At 48.7% G+C, this 15,129-nt stretch carries 17 protein-coding genes; 11 read left to right on the forward strand and 6 right to left on the reverse strand.

All coding sequences use genetic code 11. The features are described 5' to 3' along the window. Positions 1-403 precede the first annotated feature (403 nt). Positions 404-1,393 (forward strand): tryptophan--tRNA ligase, encoded by a 990-nt coding sequence (gene trpS, locus MHB80_RS07145; RefSeq protein WP_341281514.1) that lies wholly within the window; start codon positions 404-406, stop codon positions 1,391-1,393. Here trpS and MHB80_RS07150 read toward each other — a convergent pair. Then, the gene (locus tag MHB80_RS07150) at positions 1,390-1,572 is read right to left on the reverse strand and encodes a DUF5325 family protein (RefSeq protein WP_341281515.1); all 183 of its coding nucleotides are present in this window, start codon (positions 1,570-1,572) and stop codon (positions 1,390-1,392) included. The two genes, trpS and MHB80_RS07150, sit on opposite strands and share 4 nt — an antisense overlap. 136 nt (positions 1,573-1,708) lie before the next feature. On the opposite strand from MHB80_RS07150, the gene MHB80_RS07155 reads away from it, so the two are divergent. Continuing rightward, the gene (locus MHB80_RS07155) at positions 1,709-1,921 is read left to right on the forward strand and encodes an alpha/beta-type small acid-soluble spore protein (RefSeq protein ID WP_341281516.1); all 213 of its coding nucleotides are present in this window, start codon (positions 1,709-1,711) and stop codon (positions 1,919-1,921) included. A 160-nt stretch (positions 1,922-2,081) separates the two neighbouring features. On the opposite strand, the gene MHB80_RS07160 is transcribed toward MHB80_RS07155, so the two are convergent. Then, on the reverse strand, positions 2,082-3,068 hold the full coding sequence (locus MHB80_RS07160) for a metal-dependent hydrolase (protein WP_341281517.1): 987 nt from the start codon (positions 3,066-3,068) through the stop codon (positions 2,082-2,084). Between the two features lie 106 nt (positions 3,069-3,174). On the opposite strand from MHB80_RS07160, the gene MHB80_RS07165 reads away from it, so the two are divergent. Beyond that, positions 3,175-3,462: a hypothetical protein gene (locus MHB80_RS07165; RefSeq protein ID WP_341281518.1), complete on the forward strand. Its 288-nt coding sequence runs from the start codon at positions 3,175-3,177 to the stop codon at positions 3,460-3,462. Between the two features lie 50 nt (positions 3,463-3,512). On the opposite strand, the gene gerQ is transcribed toward MHB80_RS07165, so the two are convergent. Beyond that, a complete protein-coding gene (gene gerQ / locus MHB80_RS07170; RefSeq protein WP_341281519.1) occupies positions 3,513-4,058 on the reverse strand; it encodes a spore coat protein GerQ in 546 nt (181 codons plus the stop codon). A gap of 53 nt (positions 4,059-4,111) precedes the next feature. Next, positions 4,112-4,534, reverse strand: a complete 423-nt coding sequence (locus tag MHB80_RS07175; RefSeq protein WP_341281520.1) for a cell wall hydrolase — start codon at positions 4,532-4,534, stop codon at positions 4,112-4,114. A gap of 313 nt (positions 4,535-4,847) precedes the next feature. Here MHB80_RS07175 and cyoE point away from each other — a divergent pair, with 313 nt between their 5' ends. From cyoE to MHB80_RS07190, 3 genes are read left to right on the forward strand one after another with little or no spacing between them, the layout of a single operon-like run. After that, a complete protein-coding gene (cyoE, locus tag MHB80_RS07180; RefSeq protein WP_341282887.1) occupies positions 4,848-5,747 on the forward strand; it encodes a heme o synthase in 900 nt (299 codons plus the stop codon). Between the two features lie 41 nt (positions 5,748-5,788). Beyond that, on the forward strand, positions 5,789-6,409 hold the full coding sequence (locus tag MHB80_RS07185; protein ID WP_341281521.1) for an SCO family protein: 621 nt from the start codon (positions 5,789-5,791) through the stop codon (positions 6,407-6,409). Positions 6,410-6,411: 2 nt separating this feature from the next. Further along, positions 6,412-7,356: an AEC family transporter gene (locus MHB80_RS07190; protein WP_341281522.1), complete on the forward strand. Its 945-nt coding sequence runs from the start codon at positions 6,412-6,414 to the stop codon at positions 7,354-7,356. Here MHB80_RS07190 and MHB80_RS07195 read toward each other — a convergent pair. After that, positions 7,353-7,709, reverse strand: coding sequence for a toprim domain-containing protein (locus tag MHB80_RS07195; RefSeq protein WP_341282888.1), 357 nt, complete (start codon positions 7,707-7,709; stop codon positions 7,353-7,355). The genes MHB80_RS07190 and MHB80_RS07195 overlap by 4 nt on opposite strands. 165 nt (positions 7,710-7,874) lie before the next feature. Beyond that, positions 7,875-9,041: an MFS transporter gene (locus MHB80_RS07200; RefSeq protein ID WP_341281523.1), complete on the reverse strand. Its 1,167-nt coding sequence runs from the start codon at positions 9,039-9,041 to the stop codon at positions 7,875-7,877. 227 nt (positions 9,042-9,268) lie between these two features. On the opposite strand from MHB80_RS07200, the gene MHB80_RS07205 reads away from it, so the two are divergent. The 5 genes from MHB80_RS07205 to MHB80_RS07225 all read left to right on the forward strand — a co-directional run bounded on the left by MHB80_RS07205 (position 9,269) and on the right by MHB80_RS07225 (position 15,127). Beyond that, positions 9,269-9,730 carry a hypothetical protein gene (locus MHB80_RS07205; protein ID WP_341281524.1) on the forward strand — a complete coding sequence of 154 codons (462 nt, stop codon included), beginning with the start codon at positions 9,269-9,271 and terminating at the stop codon, positions 9,728-9,730. A gap of 53 nt (positions 9,731-9,783) precedes the next feature. Further along, positions 9,784-10,962, forward strand: coding sequence for a transglutaminase-like domain-containing protein (locus MHB80_RS07210; RefSeq protein WP_341281525.1), 1,179 nt, complete (start codon positions 9,784-9,786; stop codon positions 10,960-10,962). A gap of 132 nt (positions 10,963-11,094) precedes the next feature. Continuing rightward, positions 11,095-13,155 carry a penicillin-binding transpeptidase domain-containing protein gene (locus MHB80_RS07215; RefSeq protein ID WP_341281526.1) on the forward strand — a complete coding sequence of 687 codons (2,061 nt, stop codon included), beginning with the start codon at positions 11,095-11,097 and terminating at the stop codon, positions 13,153-13,155. Between the two features lie 195 nt (positions 13,156-13,350). Further along, entirely contained in the window at positions 13,351-14,319 is a 969-nt protein-coding gene (locus MHB80_RS07220) for a zinc ABC transporter substrate-binding protein (RefSeq protein ID WP_341281527.1), read from the forward strand. A 28-nt stretch (positions 14,320-14,347) separates the two neighbouring features. Then, the gene (locus tag MHB80_RS07225) at positions 14,348-15,127 is read left to right on the forward strand and encodes a metal ABC transporter ATP-binding protein (protein ID WP_341281528.1); all 780 of its coding nucleotides are present in this window, start codon (positions 14,348-14,350) and stop codon (positions 15,125-15,127) included. Positions 15,128-15,129: the final 2 nt, after the last annotated feature.

Consider the following 15,129-nt stretch of genomic DNA (forward strand, 5'->3'; position numbering starts at 1 on the left):
TATCACAGTTTATGCTGCCGGAAAGCAAAATAGGACAACTTTATGAGCAGAAAGCGGCTGCTTTGCTGCTTGACATTGGCTGTTAGCGCTGTATAATCATTGTAAATGCGATGACGGGAACAAGTAAGCGCAGGCAAATTGCGACCAGAGAGCCGGTGGGTGGTGTGAACCGGTGCAAGCCTGAAGCCGAATGGGCCCCCGAGCCGAAAGCGAAACGCAGCGATTCGCGCTGCCGATGCTTCTCCGGAAATTCCCCGTTATGGAATATTGAAGGCTGTTCCGATTGTTAAGTCGCCCCATAATGGCGGCTGCGGATAGCGAATTAGGGTGGCACCACGGTCCCTCGTCCCTTGCGGCGGGGGATTTTTTGCGTTGATTTTTAAATTGGAGAGGAAGATTGAAGATGAAAAAAGTATTATCAGGCATTCAGCCAAGCGGTCAGCTCACACTCGGCAATTACATTGGTGCAATGAAAAACTTCGTCAAATTGCAGCATACCGAGCAATGTTTTTTTATGATTGTTGACCTGCATGCTGCGACGCAGCTGCCAGACCCAGCCGCTCTGCGCGAGCAGACGGAAGCGGTAGCAGCTTGTTATATTGCCGCTGGTATTGACCCGGCGAAAGCAAGCATTTTCGTCCAGTCGCATGTGCGGTCACATGCTGAGCTGGGATGGATTTTCACAACGCTGTCTTATATGGGCGAGCTGGAGCGTATGACGCAGTTTAAGGACAAGTCACAAGGCAAGGACTCGATTCCGGCAGGGCTGTTCGTTTATCCATCCTTAATGGCTGCTGATATTCTGCTTTATAACGCTGATCTGGTTCCGGTAGGTGACGATCAAAAGCAGCATTTGGAGCTGACACGCGATCTTGCGGGCAGATTTAATAATCGTTTTGGCGAATATTTCACCATACCAGAGCCTTATATGCCGAAGCATGGCTCACGCATTATGTCTCTCGATGATGGCAGCAAAAAAATGAGCAAGAGCAACCCGAATGCCGGAAGCTTCATTGCTCTGCTTGATCCGCCAGATGTCGTTCGTAAAAAAATTAGCCGTGCGACGACGGATTCTGGCAGAGAAGTGAAATATGATGTAGCGGGCAAGCCTGAAATCAGCAATCTCATGAGCATCTATGCCAACTGTGCAGGCTTGACGATTGAAGAGGTTGAAGCCCGTTACGAAGGGCAAGGTTATGGACCGTTCAAAAAAGCGTTGGCTGAGCAGGTCGTCTCCGTGCTGGAGCCTCTGCAAACGAGATACCAGGAAATTCGCGCATCAGGCGAAATCCACGATATATTGAAGCAGGGTGCTGAGCGTGCAGCAGAAATTGCTGATCGTACGCTAGCTGGCGCAAAGGAAAGAATGGGCTTCCTAGCGCCGAAGCGCTAATTGTTTTGCTGCTTAAGCCGTCTTAGTCTCGCTTTCACAATGAAGCCTGCGCCGATTGAAAATAACGTAAGGATAGCAAATAGCAAAGCGAGCCATGCGTTATAGCTCATGGAAATGGCGGTAGCGCTCATCAAAAGTACAGCAACGACGGCGAAAAGCAGCGATAATGGCTTGGACATAATGAGGTTCTCCTCTAGGGCAGTAACCGCCCGATAATTTTTTTTGAATATCCGAATAGTTTCTTGAGTCGTGCACATAATAAGCTTGCAAGCTTGCAACATATCACAGTGCCCATACTGAAAGGAGAAATTCCTCATGTCTAGCAGAAGCAATACTTTGGTGGTGCCACAAGCAACGCAAGCTCTGAATCAAATGAAACTTGAAGCAGCTCAAGAGCTTGGTGTTCAACTTCCGGCAGATGGTTATTACGGCAATATTTCTACTCGCGATGCAGGTTCGCTGGGTGGTTATATTACGAAAAAACTAGTTCAAATTGCCGAACAACAATTGTCTGGCGGTTACCGTTAATCGTTTTTTCTATACAAAAGGCAACACAAGGGAGAGGCTCAGGGGAAACCCTGGGCTTCTTCTTTTTTCTTTTGACACGATGGCATAAAATAAAGAAAAGCTCTTTCCTTCTATTGTGAAGGAAGGAGCTTTCCGCCGTCAACCCATAAAGACTGGGCTGTTAATAAGTATTCATTCGCAGCCGCTTCATTAGCCGTTCGTCGCTCAGCCAGCCAACGTAAGAGCCTAAAGTTTTATATTCCTTGTCCATTAACAGGACACCGAGAAAAGGGTATTGCTTGCGATGTCGGTAGCGAACATCGGACCAACGCACCTCATAGCCCCATTCATGCTCTGTGACATCAGCGCAGGCAAATTTGGTTAAGTAGAGGAAGGAGCGAATCGCGGGATCGCTTTTGGATCTGGCAGCCGCGGGATGATCGGAGCATTTTACCCTGTCGACCCAGCGGAGCGAGCCATTTCGCAAATCGCCAACAGCGAAGCTGCCATCCTTCATATGCTTGACCACATTCCATATGCTGAGTGATACGGTCGGAATGAGCAGATATCCGTCTGCCGAAAGATTTTCCTTATCCAAGGCAGGCAGCTTCCGCATAATTGTTTTCTGGGCTATCGTTCGCCATACAAAATAAGCGGCTGTAAACAAATAAAGAATCGGAAAAATGATCGTTGGGCTTATCGCCCCAATTGCCCACAGTAAAATAGCAATAATGTGGGTAATGAAGATCACCGGATCAAAAATGTGTATAATGTTCCATGAAATCCATTTTTCCGTGAAAGGCCGCATCGCTTGTGTGCCATAGGCATTAAATAGATCGCTCAGCACATGGACGCATACGGCGAGCAGTACCCAGCCTCCTACACGGAGCCATGGCAGGCTGCCATGGTAAAACAGTTCCAGCAAGCCGGTAATAACGACAGTCCAAATGGCTATTGCAGGAATCGAGTGTGAAAGCCCGCGATGATTGCGGATATAGCTGGCATTGCCCTTCAGGCGCAGCAGTGTATCGGCATCCGGAGCTTGCGAGCCAACAACCGTTCCAATCAAGACTGCCGTATGCAGCGTTTGATCAGCTGCAATAACGGGGTCAATGGTGGCAAGCCCTGCAAGGCCGATGCCTATAACTAAATGTGTTCCTGTATCCACGGTAGCAACCTCCAGTATCTTCATTCAATCTTCCGTATACGGTAGTATCGACGGCTGAAAGCTGATTTATGAAGGAGAGTAAAGGAAATGAAAAGGGGATGTATTGATGTATATTTGCTTTGCGGAATATCGCATTAAAACAGAAAATAAAAACGAGTATTTACATTATGTAGAGCAAATGAAAGCAGCTCATTCTGCACTCCATGTTTATGAAGGAACAGATCAGCCCGATTTATTCGTTGAGGTGTGGCAGGCAGAAAGCTTGGAGGAGGCGGAGGAAATAAAAAAAGAACGCCTGAATGAGCGTTCTTCTTGGCGCAAAATGGCCGATTGGGTGCCGGGCGGCGCGGCAAAGGTACATGTGTGGACGTTTAAGCCCATTACCGCTCCATAATAAAAGAAGGGCAAGAATAGTAAAAACGCTATTAGCGGCGGCTATTTAAACTAGTCGCGGCTTGTGCTTAGCGGTGTACTGTTTGTAATCATGTTGCCTTGAAATGGATACTCATAATTGATTGGACCATCAAAGGTGACATAATCCAGATTAATGGAAAGAAGCATATAGCGCATGCCTGTTGTTGGATCGCTAATAATAATGTGGTCGCGTCCCGCAGCCTCTATAATGCCGCGGAAGGTTTTGGCGTTCCATTCACGGTTGTTCTCATATGTCATGTAGAAGGTAGCCATTTTGCCACGGTTAAGCCGTAAAATATTTTCTACGTATGATTCCTCTACGATTGGAACTGTAACCACATTGCCGCCTGATGGGGTTACGAAGGAGCCGCTAGGGACGTTAACCGGCATCGGCTGCATCGCTTGCATGCCCGCTACCTGCTGCATGCCAGGCATTTGGCCCCCCATCATTGGCTGCATCATTGCCGGCATCGGCATCGGCGTTGGCATTGGCTGCCCGCCCATCGGATGAGGATAGCCGTAGCCCCCTGTATTTGCTGGACTAACCGCTGTTTTGTAACCATAACCATTCGTCATTTGAAATTCCTCGCTTTCCAAATAAAAAATCATTTGTTACATTTTCTTTGATGCTAATAAACAGTTGGACAATTAGCCTGGGTAGGAACGAAGAAGCAGTGAGCTTTGAAGCGGCCGCTGTTCGACTGATTGTACCAGGTGCCAGGACAGCCAGCAGCGGGGCGGAAAAACCAGAGCGCATTGGACGCTGGATGCTGCCGTTCGCCTTTAATGACGCGCTCGGCGAGTCGGATGTCGCGATCGCGCGCTTTTTGATAGAAATAGCCTTTTTGGGTCGCCTCAAAGCCGCCGGGGCTTTGAAACACCATCTGCGGAATGGAGCGAATATTTCTAAAGTCGAGGCAATTGCCTAGTACGCGGTTGACACCAACATTGCCAACCATCAACATGCCAAGCTCACCATCCCCCTCCGCTTCTGCGCGCATCAGTCTTGCCAGCATTTTCGTATCCTCTGCACTTGTCTTGATGACTGCCACAGGCAGGCTCCTTTCAACCCTCAATGATGCTCCACCAAATAATAGGCGAATGATCATGGGCGTTAAACTACATACTTAGTGTATTGTGAGCCCAGAGAAAGGTTCCAAAATTATTTTTGCTTTTTGAAATATAAGCATTTATAAGTTTCACATGTATAAATAGGCTTATATTTCTCCGACAAAGCTCTTCGCACGTCCCAGAAGGACGACGAAGTCGTTTTTGCTTGAGTGGCAAATTGATGAACAATAAGCTTGAGCGTTGTCATTACGTGGTTTTTTCTGTATGATTAAGAACGATTGACCAATGAAATGTATGGGCGCTATCTGCGCCTTGTCACATACTCGGGAGGCTCGCTTCGTGTTTAAGGACTTGATAGCATTGACAAAACCAGGTTTGCTCCGGCTCAATATGTTTGCAGCTGTTGGTGGCTTTTGGGTAGCTTCCAAATGGCAAATTGCTTGGTTTGATCTGATCTGGATGCTGATTGGCTCCACGCTCACGATGGCGTCTGCTTGCGTCATTAATAATTATTGGGATCGTGAGCTGGATCAGAAGATGGAGAGAACGAAAGGACGAGCTTTGCCGACAGGCCGAATGAAGCCGCTGTTTGTGCTTGGGTACGGGCTTGTACTCGGCATTATTGGGGAATTGGTGCTGTTTATAGCCGTTAATCCGCTTACGGGCTGGTTAGGGCTTTTGGGCTGGTTCGTATATATCGTTATTTATACGATTTGGTTGAAGCGCAGTTCCACTTGGAGTACGTCGGTGGGTGGAATTTCAGGAGCGATGCCTCCGGTAATCGGTTATTGCGCAGTAACGAATGAAGTGGATGCAGGAGCTTGGCTCATGTTCGCTCTGTTATTTTTATGGCAGCCGGCTCATTTCTGGTCGCTTGGCATTAGACGCGTGGAGGAATATCGCACGGCTGGCTTCCCTCTGCTGCCTGTTGTTAAAGGGATTAGACGGACCAAGCTGCAGATGATTCCTTATGTAGCTCTGCTTATACCTACTTGTTTTCTCATGTTTTATTATGGCTACACTGGGTATGTCTTTCTAGTGTTGTCCGTTGCAGGGAGTGTATTGTGGGCGGTGCACACGATTCGCGGCCTGAAGGCGAAGGATACGGAAAAATGGGCAAAAACGAATTTTCTTATCTCGGTCAACTATTTAATGGTTGTATTCATTGTAATGATCGTTAATACGGTGAAATAACGCGTCATTTTGGGACAAGTTTCATGGGGGGAATGGGGAAAATGGATTTTTTGAAAAAGCATAGCTTCAAAATTGCTGTGCTGGCACTTTGCCTGGGGATGGGCATTTATTTATTAATGACCAATGTTTTCAAACCGGAAACGCCAATGCCGGTTCTGCAAGAAGCGCCAGCCTTCGAGCTGACGGATTTGGACGGCAATAAAGTGACGAAGGAGTCGACGAACGGCAAAGCAAGATTGGTGTATTTTTATTTTGCCAATTGCCCAGACGTATGTCCGCCGACGACATTCCTATTGTCTCAGGTACAGGAAGGCTTGGAGAAGGAGGGCATACTGGGAACAGATGCCGAAATGATCTCGATTACGTTCGATCCTGAGCGTGATACAACGGAGGTTATTAAGGCGTTCGCGGAGCGCAATTATGCCAAGCTGGATCAGGGCTGGCTGTTTTTGCGGGGGAATGATCCAGAGGGAGCCATCAAGCTGTCTCAGGATTTTGGTGCGAGCGTCATTAAGGATAAAGAAGGAACCGGCTTTACACATATGAATGTGATTACTCTAGTGGACAAAACAGGCCAAATCCGCAAGTGGATTTCCGCAAGCAATGAGGAATTGACTCCGGAAAGCATCGTTGCTGATATGAAGCGGCTTGCCAAGGAATAGCGATGTCTATCTTTTATCATATTTTATGGAGTAACGTTGCGCCGCTTACATTGATGATAGCTATCGGCTTCTCAATGCAGCGGCTTTTTTCTTTGGATATCAAAACCTTGTCTAAGCTGAATTTTTATGTTTTTTCGCCGGCTGTCATTTTTCAACTGCTGCGTACGACAGAGCTTGAAATGAGCCTTATTTGGAAGGTGCTGCTGTTTGTCGTTATCTTCATGCTGCTGCAGGCTATAGCAGTAGAAATCGTTGTGAAAATGCGCGGGCTGCAGGGAGGCATGCGCGGCTCCATGCGCAACAGCGTGCTGTTCTATAATAGTGCCAATTACGGCATACCGCTCAATCAGCTGGCGTTTGCTGGGAATCCCATGACGCTGGCGGTACAGATATTGGTCATGACGACGCAGTCTTTTTTGCCGAATACGTATGGCATCTACAGCGTGAACGCTCATAAGCTGTCATGGCGCGATACGCTGAAGACGATTTTTTCTATGCCGATCATTTATGTCATTCCGCTCGCTTTTCTACTAAAAGGGCTGGACGTAGATTTGCCGCAGCCGCTGCAGACGCCAATTGAATATTTGGCAAATGGATTTATTGGGACAGCGCTTATTACGCTCGGTGTCCAGCTCGGCAGCATGAAGTGGCGGTTTGACAAGCGTCTGCTGGGCAATGTGCTGCTGTCAAATGGGCTTCGGCTAATAGGGGGCCCGCTGCTGGCAGCTCTTGCTATTTGGCTGATCAGCGCAACAGGGCTGTTCGTATTCGATAAGCTGACGACTGCGGCGCTAATCGTGTCGGCCTCGGTGCCTACCTCGCTGAGCAGCGTGCTGCTGGCGGTGGAATTCGACAATGAGCCGGAGTTTGCTTCTCAGGCGGTGTTTTTGTCAACGGTATTCAGCATTGTGACGGTATCGTTCGTTATTTTTATACTTCATATTTAATCTTGCGGGGGAGGAGCGGGAGGAGGATACAGAATATGTTCCTCTAATCCCGCTTTTTCCAATTGGGCGATGACGTATTCCTCAGGGGTATGCTCTACGCCTGAATACCCGCGCCTCGTATAAATATGCTCGGCATCAGGGAATACATCGCGCAGCATGCCCCGAATGCGTTTGCCAGACGAATCATTGTCTGTGAAAATATAAACGTGACGCTCGGCGATTTGCTTGCGCAGCTTCTCAAGCTGCTCGGTCCCGGGAGTGCCGTATGTACAATAGATCGGAATGCTTTCGTCAAGCACGCGCCTGACGCGGCTTTTATCATTCTTTCCCTCTACAATTATCGCAATGTCTATCATGCTGATCACCTTGTTTTTTTAAAATATAACAATTTATAAGCTTCACATTATAAATGGGCTTATATTTCATCGCGAAACGGAAGCTTTACCGCCAAAGGACGGCTTCAGCCGTTTACGCTTGCATTCAGTGTATCAAATTACAAGGGGAAAAGCTTGCGGACGTCATGATGAGAAATGGGTTCGCGTGACGAGCGGGCTGCGGCGGTGGAAAGGGAGAATCGACACAGCGAGCATCAAGGCGAGAAAGGCGATATAATACGGCGACATATAATCGCGCAGTTGACCGGCAAGCATTGGCCCGAGGAAGGCGCCAATCGAATAGGCAATGGATAGAGCGGAAAAGGTGCGGCCGTAGCGTGCGCCTCCACTTAGCTCAATAAGCAAGATTGAAATCGCGGGAATGACAATGCCTTTTGCCATGCCTACCATCAGCAGCATAACGGCAAAGGGCAGCGGCGAATCAGCGGCGATGCAGAAATAAATCAAAGCCAGCGCGAGCGCTCCCCATAAAGTACGGCGATAGGCGGAGAAGCGGTTGAGAAACAGCATACTGAGCGTAATTAGGGCGCCGATGCTGACAACTGAGAAAAGCAAGCCCGTCGTCATCATGCCAGCGGTCGTTGTCGCCATGAGCGGCAGCTCAAAGGAGAGTATGCCCTGCGCGCAGCTGATGCCAACCGGCAATACATAAATGAGCCAGGATACGGACCTCGAATCGGCAGGCGCCGGGGAAGCCAGCTTTTGGGGCTGTATTCCGGCAGGAGTGACAGGGACGGCTGCTGCCGGGATATCGCGGATGAAAAACAGCGCGCATATCGCAGTAACGATTAAAATCCAGCCCAGCATATAAAACGCGGTGGTGAAGCCGATTTTGGCCACCATATAAGCGCCGGCTGCTGGTGAAATGACGGTTGCCAGCGTATGAACGAGCCCGTTGCCAGCCATAAGCTTGCCCTGCTCAGTACGGTTGCTCGTCATACGGGCAAGCAAGGCCAGGCATGCCGGCGAGAGGAAGGCGAGCACGAAGCCGCTAATAGAGCGAAGGACGAGCAGCTGCCAAGGATTCGTCACCTGAGCTTGAAACAAGAGGATGACCCCTGCTCCAAGCAAGCTGAAGACGATAAACAGCCTGCTGCCAAAGCGGTCAACGCCATAGCCGGCAATGAGGTTGCCAGGCAGATGCGTAATGGAGTACATGCCCATCATCAGCCCGATGAACGAGGGCGCTGCGCCAAGCGAGATGGCGAAAGGCGTCAAAATCGGATATTGCGCATGCAAATCAAAAAAGGCGACGAACAGAAAAAAATAGAGCCAGATGGCGGTTTTCATCAGGCTTCACCTCCAAATTGTTATCAGCCTAACAGGGAGCGTATGGATGGCGGCAGCGCGGGTTCCATACATAGGCCATGCCCCTGAGCCATATAATTTACTTGTACGCCAAGGTCGGACAGGATATGTCTGTATAAAGCAAGGTGCCTAGCGTTTACGCTGGATTACAGCTGGGGTATAATGTTTGATAATAGCAGTGTCCGCACGTTATAATAGGAGGGGTCAGGTTGGAGTTTCTGGATTTTACAAGTTATGATTGGAATACTTGGAGCGATTTTCTGAAGGAGCATTGGTTTGTGCTCGCGATTGCTCTTGTTGTGCTGCTGCTTATTATCCGTATCGTCAAAACTGTTGTGAAATGGGCTTTAGTCGCCGTTATCGTGTTTGGCGTTATCGTCTACAGCGGGTATACGATGGAGGATTTGAAGGCATTTGGCACAAAGCTGGAGGAAACAACCGGAAGCCTTAAGCAGGAAGCCATTTCAGCTATGATCGGCGAAGCGAAGAACGCCAAGTTTACGACGAATAAAGACGGCTCCTATACCGTCGCGACAGATAGCGTAGCGCTGACTGGGATGCCGGGAACGAATGAGGTTTCCGTATCTTACCGTGGAAATGATTTATTCAAATTGCAAATTGACGAGACGATTCAATCCATTATTGATCAAGCCAAACAAAACAAACAATAAGCACTTTTACTATAAATAATGTTTTTGAGCAATGAATGAGGGGGATTACGGGAATGACGGAATGGATTCAGGCAGGCAGCCAAAGTATGATGGAGCCTGTCACAGCTGCCGTTCTCCTGGTGCTCCTTGTCTCACTCATTCAGGGTTTGATTAGGGGCGCATCGGGATCGGCGAGGCGCCTTTTCTTTTTTGTGTGGGAAAGTATCGTCATCGTGGCTTGTCTTGTCCTCGCTTCGCATTGGGCGGGCAAGCTATCGCCCGTCGCAGCGGATATGCTGAGGAAGCATGTTATCGTCCCTAGCAGAGAGCTGGGATCGATTGAGCAGGCATGGTACACATTGATAACGAGTATAAGGGATTTTTCGCTGCTGCGTTATGTGCTGCTGTTTCTGCTCATTTATATGCTGCTGCGCGTTGCTGCCTCCGGGCTTAACCCGTTGTTGGAGCCCATATTTAGGCGAAGGGTTCACGTAGACGGGGATGGTCGCCAGCAGGAGCGGCGGATGGCTCTCCCAAGGCAGCGGGCGGCAAGCCGCGCTTTTGGGGCATTGTTAGGCGGTATCCATGGAGCAGGCCGAGCTTTCATATTCATTGCTGTGCTGTTCGTGTATGTGTCCTTGCTGCCGAATGGCGTTGGAGCACAGATGATTAAGCAATCGCCGCTGTATTCGCAGGCTGCTGTACTGCTGGAACCGGTGGCGGGCGATATGCTCGCTGGACGCGGGCCTGTATTGGCCGAGGCGATGCAGGCGGAATTCCAAAATATTTTACAGCGAAAATATGAAGTGATTGATTATGCCATTCCTGCAGATATTGAGCAGGCGGCGGTGCAGGTCGTCAAGGATGCAAGGACGGATGAGGCGAAAGCAAGGGCGCTGTATGCATGGCTAGGTACGCGAATTGTCTATGATTGGGACAAGGCCCGCAATTATGAGGAGCAGGGCATTTGGCAGGAGCAATCTCCGCAAAACACATTTGATACGCGAAAAGGTGTTTGCATCGATGTTGCGAGATTGTATGACATGATGGCGCGAGCTGTAGACATCGAGGTGCGGGTCGTAACGGGGCTTGGCGCAGATGGGAAGGGCGGCTTTGGCCCCCATGCGTGGAATGAAGTGCGTATAGATGGAAAATGGCTGCCGCTGGATGCAACTTGGGCTTCATCGGGTGATTGGTTTAATTCGCCTGACTTTGAGCAGACGCATATTCGGGATAAGCAGCTAAGCATGTAATTTAAAATATAAGCATTTATAAGTTTTACACCTATAAATACGCTTATATTTCACGGACTGAAACGAGCTGCACCGCCAGAGGACAAGGGCAGCCGTTTCACCTTGTATATTTAATTCATAATTGAGGTGAGCATGTTGACGGATGATCCACAGAAAAGGGAAATTAATAATAAACGCCATTTCTCCTTTCGCCTGAACTTATTTTTCTTTATCGTCTTCGGTTTGTTTAGCGTACTGATTATTCAATTGGCTATTTTGCAGTTTGTAGAAGGGCCGACGCTTAGTGCGGCGGGCAGTAAGAAAAGCACACGGAATGTGAAAATCGCGCCGATTCGCGGCAATATTTACGACTCTGAAGGGAAAGCGATTGCCTATTCCACTTCGATGCAGTCGCTTTATTTCAGCATACCGCCCAATTATAAGTCGGCAGAGCTGAAGCAGCTTGCTACAGAGGAAGCTACCAGACTTGTAGAGGTATTTGATAAATACGGAGACCCGGCTTTTAAAATGACGGTGGAAGATGTCATTATGCAGATGGATTTAGGGTATAGGCTCAATACGATTTCGACGCCGAGGCGTATCAAAACAGGGCTGACGAATGCGGAGATTGCCTACTTTCTCGGCAATAAGAGCAGCTTTGTTGGCTTAGATATTATGGAAGAGAGCGTGCGTCACTATAGTCAGGATACGACGGCGGTTCAGCTTGTCGGATACTTGAAAAAATTTAAAGGTGTACGCGAAAACTTGGATTTTTATGGAGAAAAGGCGCAGGAAAAAGACCCTCAGCTCCAATATTTGGAGGATGAAGAGGTAGGGTTTGACGGCCTTGAGCTATTATATCAAGATATTCTGCGTGGTAAAAACGGGCTGAAAAGCTACCCGGTCAACAATCAGGAGGTTATTGTAGGCCCTGTACAAATTACGAATCCGGAAAAAGGCGATGACCTCTATTTGACGATTAATCGGGGTGTGCAGCAAACAACGGAGCAGGCGATTATGGATCAGATTAGAAAAATCAGTACCTCATCCATATCTGCTGAACGTGCGCCTTATGCAAAAATCGGCTTTGCAGTAGCGATGGAAGTGGAGACAGGCAAAGTAGTAGCAATGGCTAGTATGCCGGATTATGATCCGAACATTTGGGCTGGCGGCAGCATTAGCCAGAAGGATTATGACAACATTGAGAATGTCGTTAATAATGGAACCATTACGGAGATCTACCCGAAATACGATTCGGATGAGGAGCGTAAAAGCCATCCCTCTTCACTTGTTCCACCCGGATCGACGCTTAAGCCGCTTTCTGTTTTAATTGGACTAAATGAAGGCTTATTTACAACGGAATCGATTTATAATGATACAGGCGTATTCAAATTCGGTAAAACAGGTCATGAGGTTCCAATAGGTAATGCTGGTGGTCACGTCTATGGACCGCTTGATCCTGCTAAAGCAATTGAGAAATCCTCGAACCCCTTTATGGCTGCAATGATTGGGAGCAGGCTGAACCAAAAATATCCGGGTATTGAGGGTGTTGATGTCTGGGACAAATATATGAAGGAATTTGGCCTGGGTGTATCAACAGAAAGTGGACTTCGCATGGAGAAAAAAGGAAGCGTCGATTATTACCATGAGTTTGAGACAGCAAGTGCGCAATCCGCGCTCATTCGTGCCTCGTTCGGTCAACAGGCTCGTTATACTGCCTTGCAGTTGGTGCAGTACGTAACGATGCTTGCAAATCATGGCAAGCGGATGAAGCCGCAATTTGTCAATGAGATTAAAGATTTCGAAGGCAATGTTGTGCAAGCCTTTGAGCCCGTGGTACTCAATACAGTCGATTTCCCTGATGCTTATTGGAAAGAAATAGAAAAAGGAATGGGAAAAGTTGGCGTGCAAGGCTTCGATGGCGTAAGCTATACCTTTAATCGTAAGACAGGAACAGCACAATCGTCCGTTAAAGGCAGAATGGCGGATAACGGTGTATTTATCGCTTATGCCCCTGCTGACAAACCCAAACTCGCAGTTGCTGTCATTATGCCGGACGGCGGTTTTGGCGGCTGGGCAGCAGCGCCGGTTGCCCGTAAAATTTTTGATGCCTATGATTATGAAGTTGGCCTAAACGGCGTTCCTGGGAAGGCAAAGGATGTCGCGGCTACAACGGATACAGAAGCTGAAGGTACGGAAACAACGGTGCAATAACATAGTTTAATAGCTTATTCTATAAGGCCTTTTCAACAGCGCTGCTGATTGGAGAGGTCTTTTTTTAAAAAAAATGTTGCACTAGAGAAACTTTTTTGTATAATATAAACAAAGAGGCGCTTAGCTAACTTACATTCGCATAGGCAAAATAAATCAAAGCAATGAAAACAAATAGATGGGCAGGGGATTGGACTAATGAAGAAGCAGCGTAAAATGAATTCGGCGTTGAAGAGGTTAATTATGACGTTAATGTTTTTGGCTTTATCCGCAATTGTATTGGCAGGCTGTACAAGCGGCAGTGGCAGTGAGGCAGCAAACGGAGATGGAAAATTAAAAATCACGGCGACCACCGGAATGATCGCTAATGTGGCGTCAGAGGTTGGCGGAGACGATGTTGCAGTAACAGGACTTATGGGGTCGGGTATCGACCCCCATTTATACAAAGCATCCCAAGGTGATGTAAAGAAGCTGGATCAGGCTGATATTATTTTTTATAACGGCTTGCACCTGGAAGGGAAAATGGGGGAGATGTTCGAGAAGCTGGAGAAGCAAAAGCCAACAGTGGCAGTCTCCTCGCAAATTCCAGAATCGGAGCTGCATGGCAATCCAAGCGGCGACTCCACAACACATGATCCGCATATCTGGTTCAATGTTAAGCTGTGGATGTCTGCAACCGAGGTTATACGCGATACGCTAGTGGAGAAAGACCCAGCGAACGAGGCGGGCTACAAGGAGCGGGCGGAGGCTTACCTAGCGAAGCTTGAGGAGCTTGATCAATATGCAAGAGAGCAAATCGCAACGATTCCTGAAAAAGGCAGAATTCTCGTAACGGCGCATGACGCCTTCGGATATTTTGGCGCTGCTTATGGCCTAGAGGTCACAGGCTTGCAGGGGATGAATACGATGTCTGAGTATGGGTCGAAGGATGTAAGCGAGCTGAGAGATTTTCTCGTTGAAAAACAAATCAAAGCGGTGTTCATCGAATCCAGCGTGCCGCGCAAATCCATCGATTCCGTTATCGAGGGTGCTCGCCAATTGGGGCATGAAGTGACAATCGGCGGCGAATTGTTTTCTGACGCGATGGGCGATCCAGGAACGGTAGAAGGTACTTATATCGGTATGGTTAAACATAACGTAGATACAATTGTAAATGCACTCAAATAACAAGACGCAGTGAGAGGCGATGGCTACTATGAAAAATCATTTAAAAACGGCAGCTCCTTTGACAATTGAAGGCTTAAGCGTAGCTTACCAGAAAAAACCGGTGCTGCGCAGCGTATCTTTCTCTGTAGCAGAAGGGGAGCTGATCGGCGTAATCGGGCCCAACGGAGCGGGCAAGTCTACGCTGATGAAAGCGGCGCTCGGCCTCATTCCTCGCCTCAGCGGAGAAGTGCTGATCTATGGCAAGCCGTACCGCCAGCAGCGCAGGCTGATCGGATATGTGCCGCAGCGCGAGTCGGTCGATTGGGATTTCCCAACGAATGCGCTGGATGTGGTCATGATGGGCCGTTACGGCCATCTGGGCCTGTTCGGCCGCCCGGGAGCGAAGGAGCGCAGGCTTGCGATGGAATGCTTGGCGAAGGTCGGCATGGCGGATTTCGCCACAAGGCAAATTAGCCAGCTGTCCGGCGGCCAGCAGCAGCGGGTATTTCTGGCTCGTGCGCTCGTGCAGGACGCTCAGCTGTATTTCATGGATGAGCCGTTCGCAGGTGTCGATGCTGCAACCGAGAAGGCGATTATTACACTGCTGCAAGAGCTGAAGCGGCAGGGCAAAACGGTTATCGTCGTCCATCATGATTTGGCGACGGTCGAGGAATATTTTGATTCTGTTCTGCTGCTCAATGTGGAGCTTCAGGCATATGGCAAGACCGAGCAAGTATTTACACAGCAAATGCTCCAGCAAACCTATGGCGGGCGGCTTGCCTTTCTAGAGCGTGGCGGAAATGCCCGGCTTGCTGTCACGAAAGGGTGAGG

The sequence above is a fragment of the Paenibacillus sp. FSL H8-0537 genome, assembly GCF_038051995.1.
Classification (GTDB): Bacteria; Bacillota; Bacilli; order Paenibacillales; family Paenibacillaceae; genus Pristimantibacillus.